This is a genomic window from Desulfovibrio biadhensis (genome assembly GCF_055388615.1).
The window spans coordinates 561,344-579,161 of the sequence record NZ_AP042477.1 but is presented as its reverse complement, the minus strand read 5'-3'; the positions used below and the strand labels follow the sequence as shown (position 1 = coordinate 579,161).

The 17,818-nt window shown below is 55.1% G+C and carries 16 protein-coding genes; 11 read left to right on the top strand and 5 right to left on the bottom strand.

Annotated elements, in window-relative coordinates; translation table 11 throughout:
• Positions 1 to 99 precede the first annotated feature (99 nt).
• The 4 genes from ACZ5EH_RS02520 (at position 100) to ACZ5EH_RS02505 (ending at position 2,823) form a co-directional block, all read left to right on the top strand.
• A complete protein-coding gene (locus tag ACZ5EH_RS02520) occupies positions 100 to 492 on the top strand; it encodes a class II SORL domain-containing protein (protein ID WP_464276569.1) in 393 nt (130 codons plus the stop codon).
• Positions 493 to 558: 66 nt separating this feature from the next.
• Positions 559 to 1,047 (top strand): universal stress protein, encoded by a 489-nt coding sequence (locus ACZ5EH_RS02515; RefSeq protein ID WP_464276568.1) that lies wholly within the window; start codon positions 559 to 561, stop codon positions 1,045 to 1,047.
• 273 nt (positions 1,048 to 1,320) lie between these two features.
• Positions 1,321 to 1,866 (top strand): PAS domain S-box protein, encoded by a 546-nt coding sequence (locus tag ACZ5EH_RS02510; protein WP_464276567.1) that lies wholly within the window; start codon positions 1,321 to 1,323, stop codon positions 1,864 to 1,866.
• Between the two features lie 39 nt (positions 1,867 to 1,905).
• A complete protein-coding gene (locus tag ACZ5EH_RS02505) occupies positions 1,906 to 2,823 on the top strand; it encodes a LuxR C-terminal-related transcriptional regulator (RefSeq protein WP_464276566.1) in 918 nt (305 codons plus the stop codon).
• 95 nt (positions 2,824 to 2,918) lie between these two features.
• On the opposite strand, the gene ACZ5EH_RS02500 is transcribed toward ACZ5EH_RS02505, so the two are convergent.
• From ACZ5EH_RS02500 to ACZ5EH_RS02480, 5 genes are all read right to left on the bottom strand, one after another.
• A complete protein-coding gene (locus tag ACZ5EH_RS02500) occupies positions 2,919 to 4,958 on the bottom strand; it encodes a transglutaminase TgpA family protein (RefSeq protein ID WP_464276565.1) in 2,040 nt (679 codons plus the stop codon).
• Positions 4,951 to 5,883 (bottom strand): DUF58 domain-containing protein, encoded by a 933-nt coding sequence (locus ACZ5EH_RS02495; RefSeq protein WP_464276564.1) that lies wholly within the window; start codon positions 5,881 to 5,883, stop codon positions 4,951 to 4,953. The genes ACZ5EH_RS02500 and ACZ5EH_RS02495 overlap by 8 nt, the downstream gene beginning before the upstream one ends.
• Before the next feature lie 119 nt (positions 5,884 to 6,002).
• Positions 6,003 to 7,190 (bottom strand): radical SAM protein, encoded by a 1,188-nt coding sequence (locus ACZ5EH_RS02490; RefSeq protein WP_464276563.1) that lies wholly within the window; start codon positions 7,188 to 7,190, stop codon positions 6,003 to 6,005.
• A gap of 54 nt (positions 7,191 to 7,244) precedes the next feature.
• Positions 7,245 to 7,673 (bottom strand): hypothetical protein, encoded by a 429-nt coding sequence (locus ACZ5EH_RS02485; protein ID WP_464276562.1) that lies wholly within the window; start codon positions 7,671 to 7,673, stop codon positions 7,245 to 7,247.
• 178 nt (positions 7,674 to 7,851) lie between these two features.
• Positions 7,852 to 9,021: an AAA family ATPase gene (locus ACZ5EH_RS02480; RefSeq protein WP_464276561.1), complete on the bottom strand. Its 1,170-nt coding sequence runs from the start codon at positions 9,019 to 9,021 to the stop codon at positions 7,852 to 7,854.
• Between the two features lie 679 nt (positions 9,022 to 9,700).
• Between ACZ5EH_RS02480 and ACZ5EH_RS02475 the strand changes: the two genes are divergently transcribed.
• The 7 genes from ACZ5EH_RS02475 (at position 9,701) to ACZ5EH_RS02445 (ending at position 17,495) form a co-directional block, all read left to right on the top strand.
• Positions 9,701 to 9,883: a ferredoxin gene (locus ACZ5EH_RS02475; RefSeq protein ID WP_464276560.1), complete on the top strand. Its 183-nt coding sequence runs from the start codon at positions 9,701 to 9,703 to the stop codon at positions 9,881 to 9,883.
• A gap of 208 nt (positions 9,884 to 10,091) precedes the next feature.
• Positions 10,092 to 12,134 carry a methyl-accepting chemotaxis protein gene (locus tag ACZ5EH_RS02470; RefSeq protein ID WP_464276559.1) on the top strand — a complete coding sequence of 681 codons (2,043 nt, stop codon included), beginning with the start codon at positions 10,092 to 10,094 and terminating at the stop codon, positions 12,132 to 12,134.
• Between the two features lie 241 nt (positions 12,135 to 12,375).
• The gene (locus ACZ5EH_RS02465; RefSeq protein WP_464276558.1) at positions 12,376 to 14,082 is read left to right on the top strand and encodes an FAD-dependent oxidoreductase; all 1,707 of its coding nucleotides are present in this window, start codon (positions 12,376 to 12,378) and stop codon (positions 14,080 to 14,082) included.
• Positions 14,083 to 14,499: 417 nt separating this feature from the next.
• Positions 14,500 to 14,664: a DUF1328 family protein gene (locus ACZ5EH_RS02460; protein WP_464276557.1), complete on the top strand. Its 165-nt coding sequence runs from the start codon at positions 14,500 to 14,502 to the stop codon at positions 14,662 to 14,664.
• A gap of 248 nt (positions 14,665 to 14,912) precedes the next feature.
• The gene (locus ACZ5EH_RS02455) at positions 14,913 to 15,320 is read left to right on the top strand and encodes a hypothetical protein (RefSeq protein ID WP_464276556.1); all 408 of its coding nucleotides are present in this window, start codon (positions 14,913 to 14,915) and stop codon (positions 15,318 to 15,320) included.
• 125 nt (positions 15,321 to 15,445) lie between these two features.
• The gene (locus ACZ5EH_RS02450) at positions 15,446 to 16,120 is read left to right on the top strand and encodes a response regulator (protein ID WP_464276555.1); all 675 of its coding nucleotides are present in this window, start codon (positions 15,446 to 15,448) and stop codon (positions 16,118 to 16,120) included.
• Positions 16,101 to 17,495 (top strand): sensor histidine kinase, encoded by a 1,395-nt coding sequence (locus tag ACZ5EH_RS02445; RefSeq protein ID WP_464276554.1) that lies wholly within the window; start codon positions 16,101 to 16,103, stop codon positions 17,493 to 17,495. The genes ACZ5EH_RS02450 and ACZ5EH_RS02445 overlap by 20 nt, the downstream gene beginning before the upstream one ends.
• The last annotated feature ends 323 nt before the right edge of the window (positions 17,496 to 17,818 follow it).

The window sequence follows — 17,818 nt, the reverse complement described above, 5'->3', positions numbered from 1 at the left end:
GAAAAACTGAAAAATGTTGCAAAATGCGACATGCTATATAGTATGAAGGATGGAATCTTTGTTCTATCCTAAACCGAGGAATAAAAAAGGAGGCGCACAATGCGCGGGGGTGATCTGTATCAGAGCGATGACTGGAAAAATGAAAAACATGTACCTGTTATCGATGCCCCTGACAGTGTGAAAGAAGGTGAATTTTTCGACGTAAAGGTCACTCTGGGTAAGGAAATCGCCCACCCCAACACCACAGAGCACCATATCCGTTGGGTGCGGCTGTACTTCAAGCCCGAAGGCGACAAGTTCACTTATGAAATCGGAAGTTTCGAGTTTGCGGCGCATGGTGAATCGGTACAAGGCCCCAACACTGGCCCTGTCTATACCCACCACGAGGTTGCCGCATCCATGAAGATAACCACGCCCGGGCACATCATTGCCACGGCATACTGCAACATCCACGGTCTGTGGGAGAACAGCAAGGCTGTTTCCCTGGCGTAGAAGGGTAGATGCAAGAAGGGTAATGGAGCCTGGACGCAACACAACAAGCCCAGGAGGGAAGCCAACATGGAAATGAAGACGATAATCTGGCCGACCGACCTGTCGGACAACTCAATCAAGGCGATACCGCATCTGCAATCACTTGCGGAAAAATATGATGCTCGTGTCCTGGCTATGTATGTGGCTGTGGATTTGTGCTCTTACTTTCCTGCATACGGTAATTACCCGAGTAAGGATGTAGTGCGCGATTTCCAGAGCTGGGAGTTGGAGCAGGCCAAGGCAAAACTCGAGAGCATATGTGAAGCTGAGCTGAAGGCTTGCCCTGACGTGCAGGTGCGTCTGGTTCAGGGACGCCCTGCCGATGCTATTCTGGAAACCATCGAAAAGGAAAAGGCTGATATGGTCGTAATGACCAGCCGCGGCCACGGCGCCATCGACAAACCTGGAACCGACCCAGGCTTGGGCGCGGTTGCCAAGGAAGTTCTGGAACGTTCGCCTGTGAGTGTGATCACAGTGAACCCCTTCCAGGCAGGCCGCATGGCCGTTCAAAAATGATATATACGCCGGGGCGGGAGATCATCCCGCCCCGGTATTGATGTTCCCGCCATCTATTTTCATTTCCTCGAAATAGAGGAAACCTTCCCCTTTTTGTCCGTTTTCGTCCTACACGTGTTTACGCATAGTTCCTACACCAGGTGTGGTGCTTTGCTGATAGTCGCGCATGTCTGCCGCAGGTAGTTATATGACCATGACGTACCCCCCTTTAAGGTCTGCCCGGTTTAGCTGTTTGGCCGTCAATGGGTGGCAACAGGGGGTGGGGAGGCATATATGTTTGACAAATATAAATGTATTCCAAACAGATTCCATAACGAAAATCATGTGTCGATGGATGAGAAGACCCTGGTGCCTCTTTTGCGCACACTGGTCGACAGGCAGCAATTGCTTGCCGTTCGCTACGACGCCAACGGGAAGCTGACATGGGTCAATGACGCCTACTGTGCATATTGTCGTATGGAACGAGATCACCTTTTAGGCCGCAATTTTATCCATAGAATTCCAATGGAGGATTTGCTGCGGGTCAGTAAGGCGGTGATGTCTCTTTCACCACACCATCCTTCTTGTGCCATCCAGCATGAGATGTTGCAGTATGATGGCGAATTGCGGACCCATCTGTGGGTGCACAGGGCCACATTTGACGCGGAATCGACTACGCCCACCTACGCAGGTGTAGGCTATGATATTACAACTGTGCTTAACAATTTTGAATTATTGAGGAATAAAGCCAGAGAGCTTGATTCGCATGCAAGAGAATTGCTCACCAACCATCGGAACGAAGCGTTTGTTGCCCGAGGTGGGGTGTCTAGCATCGCATGAGCAGGAAGTCTTGTATGATACTGTTATGGGAGAGTTAAAATGTCGCAAAGTGCAGAATCCATGACGAAAGGCCGGGACATGCAATCCGGGATGTTGCCGCCAATGAAGAAGAGTGGCACCGGCTCAGACGCCATGAAGCCGGAGCGCGAACTCCCTATGCAACTATACCAATCACTTTTTGAAGACGCGCCTCATGGTGTTGTCCTGGTAGACGAGGCTGGGCATGTACTGGAAGGGAACAAGGCCGCCCACTCCCTGTTTGGGAGAAATGGCGATCTGGTGGGCGCATCCCTTTCTGATCTGCTTTCCCCAGGGCAGGGTAAGCTGTTGCTGGAAATGCTTGCCGGCTTGAATGAAGAGCAACACGCGTGTTTTGTTGAAGTCAACAGCAGTACCGGGGCGGTCCCTGTCCAGGTGTACATTGGGCCACTGGAGACAAAGAACGGTTCTACCAGACTTTACCGCCTGTTTTTTGAGGATAAAAGCGACCACAAGGCCCTGGAGGAGCGCTTGCAGCGCAAGGAGGCCCTGGTCGAAGAAATGCAGATCACGCTGCGCAATGTCATGCGCTCTGCCAGGCAGGACAAGGAAGAGCTGGAGAAAGACCTTAGCCATTTCATCAAGGTGGATATTCTGCCAACCCTGCGCAGGATGTCTGTGGAGCACTCCCCCGAGGTTCGACAGAACTATGAGGAAGTCATCGAAGAACAGCTTGGGGATCTTTCCAAGGCGCATGAGCAGGAACCTGATCCGCTGTTCTATGATCTTACGCCCACAGAGCTGAAGGTGTGCGAATATATTCGTGTTGGGCACGCCACAAAGGAGATTGCAGAAACCATGCATCTGGCCTTTGAAACTGTGCAGACACACAGGAAAAACATCCGGCGCAAGCTTGGTCTCAAAGGGCGTAAGGTCTCCCTTTACATGTTTTTGCGCTCGCGGGGCCGTATGACATGATGCCGCGCCGGCAATTTTCGTAATAGTCCCTCACACACGGCCGCCCCTCTTTTTCGATTTCGCCTCGAAAAAGAGGGGCGGTTCGTTTTTTTTGCTCAATCGTTGGCGTGAGGGCGTCGTATGTGTCGTGGAATTTTGCGGACAAGGGTTTCCAGCTCTGCAATGTCCTGATCGTCCACTACTTCTGGCGGGGCATATCGCACTTTTGCATACATTTCAGCTATGTGCGTAACAGGCTCGCAAAGGTCGGGTCTTTCATTTTCCAGTCGTTGCACGAGTGTGGCGGCATACTCCATAGGGCCTTGCCAGTGGGGGCGCGGCAAGCCATTACGAGCCATTTTTGCGCAGAAGCGCTCCCATAAGAGAACTGACTTCTCGTTGTTGGCTTTTCGTGCAAGAAATTGAAGGGATAACCCTCTGCGTACCAGCACCAGAACCAGAAAGCTGAGGGCAAGCACGCTCAGCACAAGCGTCACGCCTATCAGTATGCGCTCCAGCCGAAGGTTGCCTATGCCCATTCCAAGGGCGCGCAGAATGCGATTGATAACGCCGCGTTGATCCCAATAGCTATAGCCGAGGACGGTGCGCTCCCATTGGTAATTCAAGGAATCCAAACGCATGGATATGGCGCGGAGCCAGGGCGGAAGCTCCTGCAAGGCGCCGTCCGGCGCACCCCCGCTATTGGCAAGGGCAGCCAGCAGTCCTTGGTCCAGCCGCTCCGGCGCAACCATGGCCGTGGGGTCCAGGCGCACCCACCCCTGCCGCGCTATCCACGCCTCCACCCAGGCGTGGGCGTCTGACTGACGGACCATGAGATAGCCGCCTACCGTGTTTTCCTCCCCTCCCAGATAGCCGACAACGACCCGGGCCGGAATGCCGGCGGCGCGCAGCAAGAATGTCATGGCAGAGGCATAATGCCCGCAGAATCCTTTTTTGGTTTCGAACAGGAAGGTGTCCACGGGGTCTTGGTCTGCATCGATTGCTGGTGGGGTGAGCGAATACAAAAAGCCTTGATTGTGAAAGTATTGCAGACACCTGTCTATTACCCCTTGTGGGGATTGCTCTTCTCGGAGCCATGTCTGGGCCAGGGCTCGTGCATTTGGGGCGGCGTCTTCAGGCAGTCTGAGGCCCCGAAGGTAGCCGAAGTGGCTCAAACCGTCAGATTTATGGTGCAAAAAAGAGGTCATGGTGAAGCTGCGTGTGCGTGTGACATCAAACCGGGAGCGCAAGGTATGGTCCACCTGCAGGACCGCCCACCCCAGGCCGGATATGGGCATGTCCAGGGTGAAGAGCCATCGCTGGCCGTTTGGCTCCTGCATCACTCTGTAGGTGATGGGAGAACTGCCCGTGATGGATGCGTAGGCTTTTGGCAATTGCTGGGGTGCTTGCCAGCTTCTGCCGTCGAAATCCCACAGTACTATCCCCCGCCAGTAGAGCATGCTCCGCGGTGGCGTGGCGCTTTCAAAGTTCACCCGAAAAGCAAGCTCCCTGTTCAATACGAGGTTCGATATATCTCCAGGGGCAAGAACGTCACTTACGCCGCTCAACGCACCCTGGGTGGAAAAGCCCAGAAGGCCGCCGGGAAAACGCGGGAATACAAGGAAAAGGGCCAAGGCCAGGGGGGCTCCTTGCAATAATAAACGCAGCGATATCCTCAAGGATTCGGCGGTGTGTGTTTTTTCGTGGGTGGTGCGCAGCAGGGCAGCGCCCAAGGTGATGAGCGCTCCCATGGCGAAAAGCGCGGTTATCAGGCTTTGGGAAAAGAACAGGCTGAAAATGAGCAGGAAGCTGGTCAACAGCAGTGTGGTGACGGCGTCACGGCGGGTGGTAATTTCCAGGGGCTTGAGCGCCAGCAGTACGGCCAGCATGGAGACACCGGTCTTCAGGTTCAGGGAAGCGCCATAACCAAGAAAAAGCAGCCCGGCAGCGCCGAGCGCCAGCAGGTTTCTGGTCACTTTTGGGGGGCGTCGCCACCCTTTATGTATGCCCAACAGCAGATAGCTCCAGGACGCCAGGCAGAGCAGTGTCACCCCTGCCGGGAGTTGAAACATGTGCGGCAGGTAGGCTGTAATGACAGCCAGAAGCACCGCCCCTAGATAGGGAGAATCAAAGTATGGCGATTCGCTTTCAGCCACGGGGGCTCCCTGTTGCTTCAACTGCATCGATTCGGAACAGGGCCAGGGCTTGCAGGCACCGGCGCAGGTGCGCCTCACCCTGGGCGGCGGGGATTTTTTCATCCGGCAAACGCAAGGAAAAATGCTCCCCAAGACCATGCGCCTGCAAGGCCTGGCGGCAGAGCATGGAGAGCCGCTCCTCTTTGCCGGTTGCGGGCAGGCTTTCAAAGTCCAGTTGGATGGCGCCGCCTTTTCGTCCTTCAAATTCCTTGGTCAACAGGCCGTGCCCCCGCATGGATGCCTTCCAGTCGATGCGTTGCGGCACGTCGCCGGGCGTGTATTCACGCAGCCCGGCAAAATCTTCAACGTCGGGGCCGCCACTGGAGCCGGCGCCTTGTCCGCCTGTGCCGCGAGGGAGCGGCAAGTCCAGGGGATAAGGAGCAGGGTAGACCAGGCAAGACGCTGTGACGCTTTTTTTGACATGTACCTTGAAGATACCCAGGGGGTACTGTGTGGCGAGGTGCAAATCCGGTGGGTGCAAAACCCCACGCCTGGGGGCTGGCAGAAGCAAGGAGGCCTGGGTGTCGCCCTTTGCGGGGATATCTACAGTGACGGGGGCGCTCCCTGGCAGAGAACAATCTATGGAGCGCCCTGCCGTGGGGCCGGACATGCAAAGCATGTAGGTGAAGCTGGCTTCCTGTCCTGCAAAAACAGGGTGGGCGCTACAGCCGCGAATTTCAATACTGCGAAGCTGGGCCCTGGCTGTCAGCAAAGATACGGCAGCCATGCTCAGGAGCAGGAACGTGATTAAAAATCCCAGATTGTTTCCGTAATTGGCGCTGCCTAAAAGCATGCCCACAAGACTCAGAAAGAAGAATCCTCCATACGCAGTGGGGCGTACGCGCAAACGCAAAAGCGAAGAATCCGGGGCTGTGGTCGCTGTCATGCTGCATCAATAACACAAAACCACAGGAACAGGGGAAGCGGGGCGTTTTTCGTCTGCCGCCGTTGGTCAGACTGCGCCCAATTGTAAAGAGCGCTTCCTTATGCAAACAAATGGAAGAATCAATCCTGCTGGCTGTCGCCCTGTTTTTTGAGCTGTTTGAAGGACGCCACGTTTTCCTGGCTGCGCTCGTTGAACCCGCTTTGCAGGTGCTCGAGCCCGGGGATGCCAAAGGCGTTTTCGTGCAGGGTTCTGTTGTGTGCGTCTTCACAGTCAGGGCCGTGGCGCATCACGCAGTAGGCGCAGTATGGATAATAAGGGGCGTCAGCATCGATTGTCGCGCGGATTCTGCGGTAGTGCTCCCCGTTCCAGACGGCCTTGAAGCCATCCTTGAAAAAGCCGAGTCGCTGCTTCCAACAGTAATAGCAAATGCGCAGGGAGCCGTCGGTATCTATCTGGCAGAACTGCCACGGACGCAGGCAGGGTGCGGGGATGCGCCCCTGGCCGGGAAGGGCGGGGGTCACCAGTTTTAGGCCGAGTTCGTCCGCCTTTGCGCCTGCTTCGGCAAAGACTTCGGCGGCCAGCTTGGGGTGATTGTACAGGGATTCGTCGAAATCCAGATCGTTGGCCACGTTCAGGTATTTGACCTCGATCTTGTAGAGGCCGAGCTTTGCGGCCAGTTCCACCGCGGCAGGAAGCTCATGGGCGTTGGAGCGCATGATGGCGAAACGGAACCAGAGTCTGGGGAAAAGTTGTTTTTTGCTGCGCTTCAGGCTTGCAAGCCGGTCGATGTTTTCGACAATGGTTTCAAAACGCGCCCCGCGCCGGATACGCTCAAGGGTTTCCTTGGTGGCGCCGTCAAAGGAGATACAAAGCTCCTGCAGGCTTTGGTCCTGGACCATCCACTTGGCCACGCTTTCGTCCAAAAGCATGCCGTTGCTGGTCATGGTGGCCAGGGTGCGGTATTTGCGCGCGAGCAAAAGGGCTTCGCGTATCCGAGGGTAGAGCAGCGGCTCCCCTCCGGAGCAAAAAAAGACTGTGCAGGCAGTGGGAAAAAGCTCCTTGGCGATGCGCTCGTACAACTCGAAGTCCATCCAGTACGCTTTTTCCAATGATTCGTAGGAAATACAGAAAATACAGCGAAGATTGCAGGCCTTGGTCAGGATAATATCCAGCGACGCAGGCATGCCCCACGGTTGTGGGCGCCTGAGTTTGCCGGCAAGGGTAACGCGTGCTGCGTTGGCCATGGCGGCGGGATTGATGCAACGTGCCTGTCCAAGCGTGGTGCTCAGGGTATTGAAAATGCGCATGTAGTTCGTAGTGTTTTTGATTCCGTCTGTCGGGGGCGGCTTGCAGGCGGGAGTTCAGCTTGTTTTCTGGGATAATGTCAGAATTTTTTGCACAAGGGTGCTATCCAGCCCTTTTTTATTGAATTCATCGAGAACGATCTCAAGCGCTTTGTCCACAATGTCCGAGCGGCTTGGCCGATCGCCGAGCCTGTCTTCGAGCAGACGTGCAATTTTTGATCGCGCAGCGCCCAGACTGTCCAGGTTTTGCTCGGAAATCAGGTGGGTGGCTTTTCTGCGGGGGGTGGTGCGCACTCCCTGCCCGGCCTTGTGGACGCCTGGCTTATCAGGGGCGCCCTGGGGTGTCATATCGCCAGGGGCGGCGTCCTGCATTGGAGCGCTGCGGTATATGAGTTCGCTCAAACCTTCGAAACCAGTACGGTGGTCTTCCACTGCCTGGGTAAGAACGTCCTCGAGCACGTCGCGTATGCTATTTCGCTCGACCATTTGAATACCTGTAAATAGGGGTGCTGGATATCAGGAGGCCCCCCCAGCTTCCCGAAACGAATCGAAGCAGCTTGCCCGGTTGCAGCGGCAAGCTGTTTGCGACAACCTGCTCCAGAGCGTAGACGGACGCCCTGCTTTCGTCAATATGCGGCGATTTGCTGTCTGCGCCTGCCCTTACTCAGAGCAGGGCGTCCCCATCCGTCACCTTGCGGACCAATGCCTTGTAATCCACCACGCCGCTTGAATCGTCGTCATACTCATAGATTGTCTGGCCGTATGCAGGAGCTTCGGAAAGGCTGGGGTCGTAGCGGACTGGCGTGCAAAGATAGTCGGCGTAAAGTTCCTTGAGCTTTTCGTAAATGTCCACTCGGCTGGAGATTTTGTAATCCAGAAAAGTGGGCACGATGTAGGTGATGCCCAGATCGTTGCGGTATTTCTGGATGGTGGCAAGGCTTTTGGAAAATTCGGAAAGACCTTGCAGGCTCATGACCTCCAGGGAAACGGGAATGAGGATTTCCTTCACGAAAAAAAGCACGTTGACCGTGATGGGGTCCCACCCGGGAGAAGAGTCGACTATGATGAAGTCGAAGTGGGTTTCAAAGGGCTCGAGAGCTTCGGCAAGGGTCAGTTCGCCGCCAAAGTCCTTGCGGTCGATGAGCCGTTTGAGGCCTGCGAGGGAGCGCCCCCCCGCCAAAAGCCAAAGACGTTCGCGGGCCTTGTGCAGTGCCTTTTGCGGGGAAACTTCCTTGGCGACGAGCTCGGCCAGACCGTACTCAGGTTTGACGCCAAGCATATAACTGGACTGCCCTTGTGTGTCGGTGTCCACCAGGAGGACCTTGTAGCCTGCCGTGGCCAGTCCGGCGGCCAGATTAACAGACGTGGTGGTCTTGCCAACACCGCCCTTGCTGAGAATAACGCCGATGGAGCGGGCCTTTTGTTTTGGCTTGGGCCGCTGCGTCATATGTTTTTTGGCAGCCGCAGCTGTCTGCTTGTCCGGTGGCGGCAAATGGGGCGTGGGCTCCGGCGCACCGGCTTCAGGCGCGGCCTCGGCGGTCGTCTCGCCGGTGGTATCTGCAAGGGGAGCGGTCGACTCTTCCTGCTTTGGCGCTGCAGATGCATTGTTAGCGGCTGCGGCAGCTTCCTTTTTGCGGCGCTCTTTACGCCCCTCATCCATATCCTGTGTGTCTTCCGGGGCTGCAGAAGTGCCAAGGAAGCCAAGCTGGTCCAGGTGCAGGGTAAACCGGTGGCCGCATGAGCGGCACAGTGTCGTGACCCGGGGTTTGTCCCTAGGGATCAGCTTGTCGTCAACATTGCGTGTAATACCGCAATTTGGACAGGTAATTTCCATCTTCAGCCTCCAGGGCGCTGTTGACGCAGGGTATCCGTTAGACCACCGCGCGATGATACAGTTGCCGCAATCACTTGCGAGAATAGCATATTGAGACGTAAAACGCCATAATCCTTAGCACAGAAATTGCTCACCTTTGATGACGAGAATTATACCGACATCAATTCCATGCGCATAGACGCATGGCGTAAGCTGAAGCAGCACGGTATATACTGCTGTATGAAAATTGTAGCATCACCTTTGCAGTCAGAAAAGCATGTGCGCTCACGCAACAATGCGCCAAGGGGCACAATTGCATGTGGCGCGTAACAGGGCTGCAATATAAATGAGCAAGGCCGGCTTGCCCCACGGAAAATCCGGCCAGACAATACAGCACCGCCCACACCGTTTTGTCAATGACGACACCCATAACTGCAGGGCGCGGCGAAAATCCATCTTTCAGACTGAGCTCGGGGAGAATCCAATCTTATTAAAGTGATCTTTATCCCAAGCCTTGCAAGCGCACATGGAAATAGTATATGCGGAGCAAAAGAGCGTCGCACCTGGCCAAAGCTCTTCAGAAACAGGTGTGTCGCTGTGTCATGGTTCCTCACCATGCGCCAGTGGAGAGCGCCGTTTATTCGGTTCCGGGTTGGCCATGCGAGGGGCGAAGAGCAAAGCAAATTTAAGGAGATCTGTTATGGCCATTGTTATCGATGAAGATGCATGCATGGGTTGCGAATCCTGTGTCGAAATGTGCCCCGACGTTTTCGAAATGAATGCTGATGGCGACAAGGCCGTGGTCATTAATCCCGACTCCGACGCTGACTGCGTTGAAGAATCCATCGACGCCTGCCCCGCTGAAGCCATTTCCAAGAGCTAGCCGTGTTTTGACGTCGTCTCCTTTGTACGACGTCGCGTGAACGATCGCATCTGAAAGCCCCCTGTGCGGATAAGCACAGGGGGCTTTCAGTTTTTGATACAAAAAAAACTCATCCCTACTTGCCTGTGCAAACGCATTCGGTTATTTTACCAATTTATATGGGAGCATGTATAACATTGGATTAAAAAGCAGTTCTTTTGGAGCAGATATGAAATTCAGAGCTAAATTCCTAATCCCTGCGTTATTACTTCTTATTGTTGGTATGTCAGTGATGACGTGGTTAGCTTACAAAAAGAGCATAGTTACCTTGTCGTCACAGACAAATGAGATGTTGAGAGGGTCAGTAGATAGTCTTCTTTCCTCGATTGATCTGTGGGTAACAGGGGCTAACAATGAAGTTCTCACATTGTCAGGTGCATATAATGTTGTTCAGGCTATAACAAACAGTCAAAATGAAGAAATAGTAAGCGAAACTAATAAGTATTTACAAAAAGTTTTGAAAAGGCACGCTTCTTTTGACAGCCTTGCGTTGGCTAATACAAAAGGTATTATTGTCGGCGGTACGCTTGATGAGCTGCAAGGGCTGGACTTGAGTAATCGTGATTATATTCAAGAGGCCTTGGCTGGCAAAAATTATATATCAAAGCCAATAATAAGCCCTGTAAATGGCAGGGCCGTATTCGTTATTTCCGCACCCGTATACGCAGATGGTAAACTTGTCGGAGCTGTAAGTGCTGGTATTCGCATCTCTGCATTTGCCGAAAATCATGTCAATACGCTCAATACAGATGATGTTTATGCGTATATCTTGGCTCCGGATGGCCTTCTTTTGGCGCATCCGCAAGCTGATTTGATTGCCAAACTCAATGTGTTCACGGAAACGGACTACGGAAAGAAAATGGCCAACCAGGATGAGGGGGTTATTGAAACCGAATCGCTGGGTGTCGAAAAACTAATCTTCTTTACAAAATCCAAGATTACTGGATGGACCCTGGGGATGGCGTTTGTCAAAGAGGCTGTACTTGCACAAGCCAAAGACCTGGGACTGTTTATTCTTATCCTGTCCGCCAGCCTGTCGGTTGTCATGGGCCTTGGTATCTGGATCATCCTCACCCTAAGCGTGCTAAGTCCCATAGGGAAGCTTGATGCAGCGGCCATGCGTATCGCCGGGGGAGACCTTGATGTCGATATGAAATCCGACAGAAAGGATGAAATTGGCAGCTTGCAGGGCGCAATGGATACCATGGTCGTTACGCTGAAAACGAAAATCGGAGAAGCCGAGGAGCAGTCGCGCCTGGCTGCCACGGAAACAGAAAAAGCCACGGCGGCAATGGCGGATGCCGAAAAAGCACGAGAAAAAGCTGAAAAGGCCAAGGAAGAGGGCATGCTGCTGGCGGCGGAGCAACTTGAAAACATTGTGGCTTCCATAACCTCTGCTTCGCAGACGATTTCACAGCAGATAGAGCACGTGAGCAAGGGCTCGGAAGAACAAGCCAGCAGGGTGGGCGAAACTGCCGCGGCCATGGAAGAGATGAACGCCACTGTGGTCGAAGTGGCGCAAAATGCTTCTGAAGCTGCGGGCATGGCTGGTGAAGCAAGGCAGAACGCAGGCAATGGTTCATCTATCGTGGCCAAGGTCATCAAGGGCATTGGCGATGTGCAGACAACGGCCATGGCGCTCAAGGATGACATGACCAACCTGGGCGAGCAGGCCCAGGGCATCGGGCAGATAATGAATGTTATCTCCGACATTGCGGACCAGACAAACCTGCTTGCGCTGAATGCCGCCATCGAAGCGGCACGGGCTGGTGAAGCCGGCCGAGGATTTGCAGTGGTGGCCGACGAAGTGAGAAAGCTCGCCGAGAAGACCATGAGCGCAACCAAGGAAGTGGGCGACGCAATCGCCGGTATTCAGCAGAGCACGAAGAAGAACGTTGAAAACGTGGATATGGCAGTGCAGAACATTGATGCTGTGACCACGTTGGCGGGTGATTCCGGCCAGGCCTTGGAGACCATTGTAAGCCTTGTCGAGCAGACTTCGGACCAGGTCAGCTCCATTGCTACTGCTTCCGAACAACAATCGGCAACCACGGAAGAGATCAACCGCAGTGTTGCCGATATCAGCCGTATTTCCACTGAGACGGCAGACAACCTGCGGCAATCAGCAGACGCCATTGCCGACCTTGCCGCACAGTCCGAGGAGTTGCGACGTTTGATCGCTCATATGAAGTCAGGCGACAACGCCGCGTAACTGAACGGGTTTCGTTCCCGTCGTAGTCGTTTTTTGCAAGCTATGTGCGCTGCCTTCTTCATCAGTAAAGGAGAAGGCAGCGCACTTTTTTTATGGGGCCATAACGCTACGTTATATGCAAGACAGGGTGCTGACTTTTCCAACACCCTTTACGCCTTTGCTCCTTTGCGCTAACAATCGCCGGAAAGTAACTACCATGCATCCGAAAATACGGAATAATTTCTGACGTCAGGAGGATAGAATGTCGCAACATGTGGTCGTAATCGGGGCAGTTGCCCTCGGCCCGAAATCTGCTTGCCGCTTCAAGCGTCTGCAACCCGACGCAAAGGTCACCATGATCGACAAGAGCGATCTCATTTCCTACGGCGGGTGCGGTATTCCCTATTACGTCGGGGGTGAGGTCTCCGAGGCCATGCAGCTGCGCACTACCAGTTTTCATATGCTGCGTGACGAGAAGTTCTTCAAGGAAACCAAAGGCGTCGACGTCATTACCGGCACCGAGGCCGTGTCCATCGACCGCAAAGCCAAGCAAGTGCGTGTCCGGCATCTGGCCACTGGAGAAGAGGAAGACCTGCAGTACGATCAGTTGGTTATTGCGACAGGAGCCACCCCGCGCAAGCTGGGGCTGCAAGGTGAAGAATTGCAGGGCGTTCACTATGTTTCCAATCCCCATGACGCCACCAGAATCCGCGAAGCCGTGACCAAGGGGCAGGTGGAAAAGGCCGTTATCCTGGGGGCCGGGTTCATTGGTTTGGAAATGGCGGAAGCATTCGCCGACATGTGGGAAGTGGAGACGACCGTTTTGGAGATCGCCCCCCAAATTATGCCCAGGTTGCTCAGCCCTGTGCTGGCAAAAATGGCAATGCGCCACATGGAAGAAAAGGACGTCAGTTTCGGGCTGGGTGAATTTGTCCAGCGCATCGAAGGTGAAGGGCAGGTGCAGCGTGTCGTCACCAACAAGCGCACCATTGATGCCGACGCCGTGGTCATCAGCGTAGGCGTGGCGCCCAATGACGAACTGGCTCGCAAGTGCGGTCTGGCCGTGTCCGACCGCGGCGGCATTATCGTTGATGAAAGTATGCGTACCTCTGACCCCAGTATCTTTGCAGGGGGCGATTGCGTGGTCATCCGCAACGAGATCACTGGGCGCGATTTCTATCTGCCCATGGGGTCCATGGCCAACCGCCAGGGCCGTGTCATCGGCACCAACCTGGCGGGGGGCAATGCCAGCTTCAAAGGCGCAGTGGGCAGCTTTGTCTGCAAGATCTTTGAACGCTCCATCGCTGGCGCTGGTCTCAGTCTCCAAAGCGCCCTTGAGATGGGCTTCGACGCGGGGAGCGTGATGCTCACCCAGTTGGACCGCGCCCATTTCTATCCTTCAAAGGAACTCATGACTCTGGAGTTGGTCTTTGACAAGAGTACCCGCAGGGTGCTGGGCATCCAGGGCTTCGGTTCTGCCGGCGATGCCATGGTCGGCCGGGTGAACGTCGTGGCCACTCAGTTGGAGCGGTGTCTGGGTGTAGACGATATGTGCAACCTGGAGCTCTGCTACTCGCCGCCTTTTTCCGCCGCCATGGACATCCTGAACACCCTGGGCAGCATGGCCGACAATGCCCTGGCAGGGCGCAACTGTGGCGTCGGGCCGGAGGGATTCCAGGGGCTTTGGGATGAACGCGATTCCGGCAAGTATTTCTTCATGGATTGCCGGGAGCAGGCGGACGCCAGGGATTATGTGGAGCGCCACCCCGACGTCTGGCACAATATTCCCCAGGGCCATATTTACGAGCGGCTGGAAGAGATTCCCAAAGACAAGACGGTGGTTCTCGTCTGCAACACAGGTGGGCGCTCTTATGAAGCGCAAATCATGCTGCATGAGAAAGGCTATGAAAATGTGGTCAATCTGCACGGCGGCATGGCTGCGTTGAAACAATGGGGCATGGACCTGTAATCATTTCGGTTGCAACCCCTGACAGACAATAATGGGAAACGGCCCGGCGAAACGTCTGCTGACGCTATCGACCGGGCCGCTCCATTGCATCGCCCCGGGCGCACCGTGCGGTCATATGGCCGCCGGCGAGGCATTGTAGTGTGTTGTAAGCCTCCGGGCCAGCATGGCGTCACGAATGCCCCAGGTGTTTTTGGTCTAGCAATTACAGTGCCAAAAGTTCTTTTTGGTGACTATTTTTGAATGCCGCAGAAGTCTCTCCTGGCTCCCCTTACCTGTTTTATCACCGATTCCTGACCGTTACAGGTCGAAAACTTCACGTTACAGTGAATGTGGTTTCATAGGGAAACCGTAATGAGGGGATAATGACGGCCCGTGCGTTGCCCGGCGACCGTCGGGATAACAACAGGAGGGAACGCCATGTTAGGTTGGGCAATAACGTTTTTCATCATCGCCATTGTTGCGGCTGTGTTTGGCTTCGGCGGTATAGCTTCCGCGGCTGCTGGCATCGCCAAAATACTGTTCTTTGTCTTTTTGGTGCTTTTCGTCCTCGCCTTGATTTTTGGCAGGCGCCGCAGATTGTGATGTTCTGCTGTTAATAGCATCAGGTAAACACACCATGCTGGGGGACGCAGTTGCCCCTTGCATTACGGCTTCCCAAAAAGGCGCATGCTGTGGCATAGAACACCTGCGCCATGCGGGAAGCCGCGTGTTTTTTGTCTTGCATGCAATTACAGGAGCGCCCGGACCAACCAGTTTTGAACTTGTGGTGCACCGGGTTCCTTGGAAAGGATGCCGATAGTGTCGGCGCAACAATATGTAAGGAGAGGAACATGAAGGGCTATGCAATGCGTTTGATGGTGGCCGCCATGGCTGCGATTCTGGTGTTGACCTCGGTGGCGTTCGCTTCTGAGCAGAAGGCGGAAGACGACAATCTCACCGAAGGGCAGATTGAAGAATACGCTTACGACAAGCGCGCTGACGCCGTGAAGGTGCTCGAAGACAGGATGCAGGATATCGAGCAGGGCTTGGACAAGCTTGCTGAAGAGTTCAAGGACAGCGAAATCAAGAAGGCGTTTGTTGATGAAATGAAAGAGCTGGCCGAAGAGACCAACGACGTGATCAAGCAGCTCAACAATGCTGACGAGACCGTCTGGCCTGAACTCAAGGAAAAAGCTGCCGCCGTCATGGACAAGCTGGAAGCTTTTTACGAGAAGATGGAAAAAGAATTGACGCAGTAGGAAGTTTCCCAGGTTTTTATCATTCTATAAGTAACCCGGGGCGGGCTTTGTCCGGCCCGGGTATTTCCCGGTTCCAGCCGGGGGGCTGCCCCCCTATATTGTGTTGAACCGCTAAGGCGTTGCCCATGAGAATCCTCATAGTCGAAGACGACCCCAAAATCGCCGCCTTTGTAGCCAAAGGACTGGAGCAGGCCACTTACGCCGTGGATGTCGCCCAGACAGGCACGGACGGTCTGCATATGGCCTTGACGCAACCCTATGATGCCGCTGTGGTGGACATCATGCTCCCGGGTATGGATGGCATCTCTTTGATAGAAGCCATGCGGAACAAGGGGGTGCAGACCCCTGTCATCATCCTCAGCGCCAAACACAGCGTGGAGGATCGTGTAAAAGGGCTGCGCAGTGGTGGTGACGACTATGTCGTCAAGCCGTTTTCCTTTTCCGAGCTTCTGGCCCGCGTCCAGGCGCTGATAAGGCGCTCCAGTCAGGAAGCAGAGGCAACGACGCTTCGCGTGGGAGATCTGGAACTGGATTTGCTCAGCCGCGAAGCCAAACGGGAAGACAAAATCATTGAGCTGCAGCCTCGCGAGTTCGCATTGCTCGAATACCTGATGCGCAATGCGGGGCGCGTGGTTTCCAAGACGTTGATCCTGGAGCACGTCTGGGATTACAGTTTCGATCCGCAAACCAATGTGGTGGATGTTCTTGTGTGCCGGCTGCGCAATAAGGTGGACCGCGACTTTCAGGACAAGATGATCCACACCTTGCGCGGAGTTGGCTATGTACTCAAGGGCGCATAGGCCGGCGCTGCGCGTCGGCTGGCGGCTGGCTCTCTGGTTCACTCTCGTCTCCATCTGCATCACCGTTCTGATCTTTGGCGCAACCTATGGCCTGGTTTCTCGCGCCATCCGGGATAACAACCGTAATGTCGCCAGAAACAAGCTCGAACAATACGTACAGATAGAGCACCGCCACGGCTTGCCCGCGCTGTTGCGCCTTCTGGACGAAGAGCGCACCGCAAACGCCCGTACCGGGTTTTTCGTGCGTGTTCTGGATGACAAGAACAGGGCGCTTCTGGTGACCCTGCCCGAAGGTCTCCGGGACGTAGACATCAAGCAGATAGAGCAGCGACGTTTTACCTCCACCCGCCGCTGGGTGGTGCTCCAACCTTCCCAGGACGGCGAGACCCTGGAAGCCATGGGTGTTTCGCTGGCAGAGAATTTCCAGCTTCAGGTCGGTTTTGGTATGGCCGAGCGCAAACGATTGCTGGGCTACGTCAAATCCATATTCCCCCTTGTGGCCCTGCCCATGCTTTTACTCGGGCTCAGCGGCGGCGTATTTCTCGCAAACAGGGCGCTTTCCCCTTTGCGTGATCTGACGCGCGCCGTGTCCAAGGTTGAGAAGGGTGGGTTTGACGCCAGAGTGCCCATGCCCCCTATTCAGGATGAGCTGCACGATCTGGCAGGGCAATTCAACACCATGATTGAGCGCATCGGCGCATTGGTTGCGGGCATGCGCGGGACCCTGGACAATGTGGCGCATGACTTGCGCACCCCCCTGATGCGTTTGAAACTGACCGTGGAATCAGCCCTGCAAAAGGAACAGGACCCCGCCGTGCTGCGCGAGGCGTTGCTGGATTGTGCGGAAGAAGCCGAGCGCATCGGACGCATGCTGACCACGCTGATGGATATTTCCGAAGCCGAAAGCGGCGCCATGCACCTGGAGCTCGATGACGTGGATCTGGTTGTTCTTGCCGAGGAAGTGGTGGAGCTTTATTCCATGATCGCCGAAGACAAGCAGATCGACATCTGCATGGAGGCGGACGCGCCGCTTCCGGTCAAGGCAGACACGGGGCGCATGCGGCAGGTGCTTTCCAACCTGATGGATAACGCCCTCAAATATACACCGGAAAAGGGGCGGGTTATCGTAACGCTGGGCAGCGATGCCGGACATGCCATTGTCGAAATTCGCGACAGCGGGCCTGGCGTCCCCCCCGAGGACAGGCCGCATATTTTTGAGCGCCTCTATCGCGGCGACAAGAGCCGCTCGCAAAGAGGGCTCGGCCTTGGGCTCTCTCTTGTGCAGGCCGTGGTCCACGCCCACGGGGGGCAGGTGCGCGAAGACGGTGTGGATGGCGAGGGCGCCTGTTTCCGGGTGCTGCTACCCCTGGTGTAAAAAAGGCGGGGCCGACGGCAAATCTGGATTCCCGATTTCTCGGGAATGACAGTTCGCTGTGTTTTGGCTGGTGGTCATGTGATGCGGTGCGCCTGTCTGGTGTGTGGCTGATGGCCGTGTGGTCTTGAGGGCTGCGTTGCGGACGCGCTCTTTGTCATGCCCGCGGATGCAGGCATCCAGCCTTTTGTATAGTCCCTCAGGGTGGTACTGCAGTAGCGCAGGCTAGAGGTGAATCCTGGATTCCCGATTTCTCGGGAATGACAGTTCGCTCCGGTGTGGCTGTGGTGGTGATGTGGTGCGGTTCGTCTGTCTGGTGTTGGGCT

Coding starts and splice junctions, on each gene's coding strand:
- ACZ5EH_RS02510 (WP_464276567.1), top strand. CDS start 1,321: ATGTTTGACAAATATAAATGTATTCCAAACAGATTCCATAACGAAAAT.
- ACZ5EH_RS02485 (WP_464276562.1), bottom strand. CDS start 7,673: ATGGTCGAGCGAAATAGCATACGCGACGTGCTCGAGGACGTTCTTACC.
- ACZ5EH_RS02450 (WP_464276555.1), top strand. CDS start 15,446: ATGAGAATCCTCATAGTCGAAGACGACCCCAAAATCGCCGCCTTTGTA.
- ACZ5EH_RS02460 (WP_464276557.1), top strand. CDS start 14,500: ATGTTAGGTTGGGCAATAACGTTTTTCATCATCGCCATTGTTGCGGCT.
- ACZ5EH_RS02470 (WP_464276559.1), top strand. CDS start 10,092: ATGAAATTCAGAGCTAAATTCCTAATCCCTGCGTTATTACTTCTTATT.
- ACZ5EH_RS02495 (WP_464276564.1), bottom strand. CDS start 5,883: ATGACAGCGACCACAGCCCCGGATTCTTCGCTTTTGCGTTTGCGCGTA.
- ACZ5EH_RS02505 (WP_464276566.1), top strand. CDS start 1,906: ATGTCGCAAAGTGCAGAATCCATGACGAAAGGCCGGGACATGCAATCC.
- ACZ5EH_RS02515 (WP_464276568.1), top strand. CDS start 559: ATGGAAATGAAGACGATAATCTGGCCGACCGACCTGTCGGACAACTCA.
- ACZ5EH_RS02520 (WP_464276569.1), top strand. CDS start 100: ATGCGCGGGGGTGATCTGTATCAGAGCGATGACTGGAAAAATGAAAAA.
- ACZ5EH_RS02445 (WP_464276554.1), top strand. CDS start 16,101: ATGTACTCAAGGGCGCATAGGCCGGCGCTGCGCGTCGGCTGGCGGCTG.
- ACZ5EH_RS02490 (WP_464276563.1), bottom strand. CDS start 7,190: ATGCGCATTTTCAATACCCTGAGCACCACGCTTGGACAGGCACGTTGC.
- ACZ5EH_RS02475 (WP_464276560.1), top strand. CDS start 9,701: ATGGCCATTGTTATCGATGAAGATGCATGCATGGGTTGCGAATCCTGT.
- ACZ5EH_RS02465 (WP_464276558.1), top strand. CDS start 12,376: ATGTCGCAACATGTGGTCGTAATCGGGGCAGTTGCCCTCGGCCCGAAA.
- ACZ5EH_RS02480 (WP_464276561.1), bottom strand. CDS start 9,021: ATGGAAATTACCTGTCCAAATTGCGGTATTACACGCAATGTTGACGAC.
- ACZ5EH_RS02455 (WP_464276556.1), top strand. CDS start 14,913: ATGAAGGGCTATGCAATGCGTTTGATGGTGGCCGCCATGGCTGCGATT.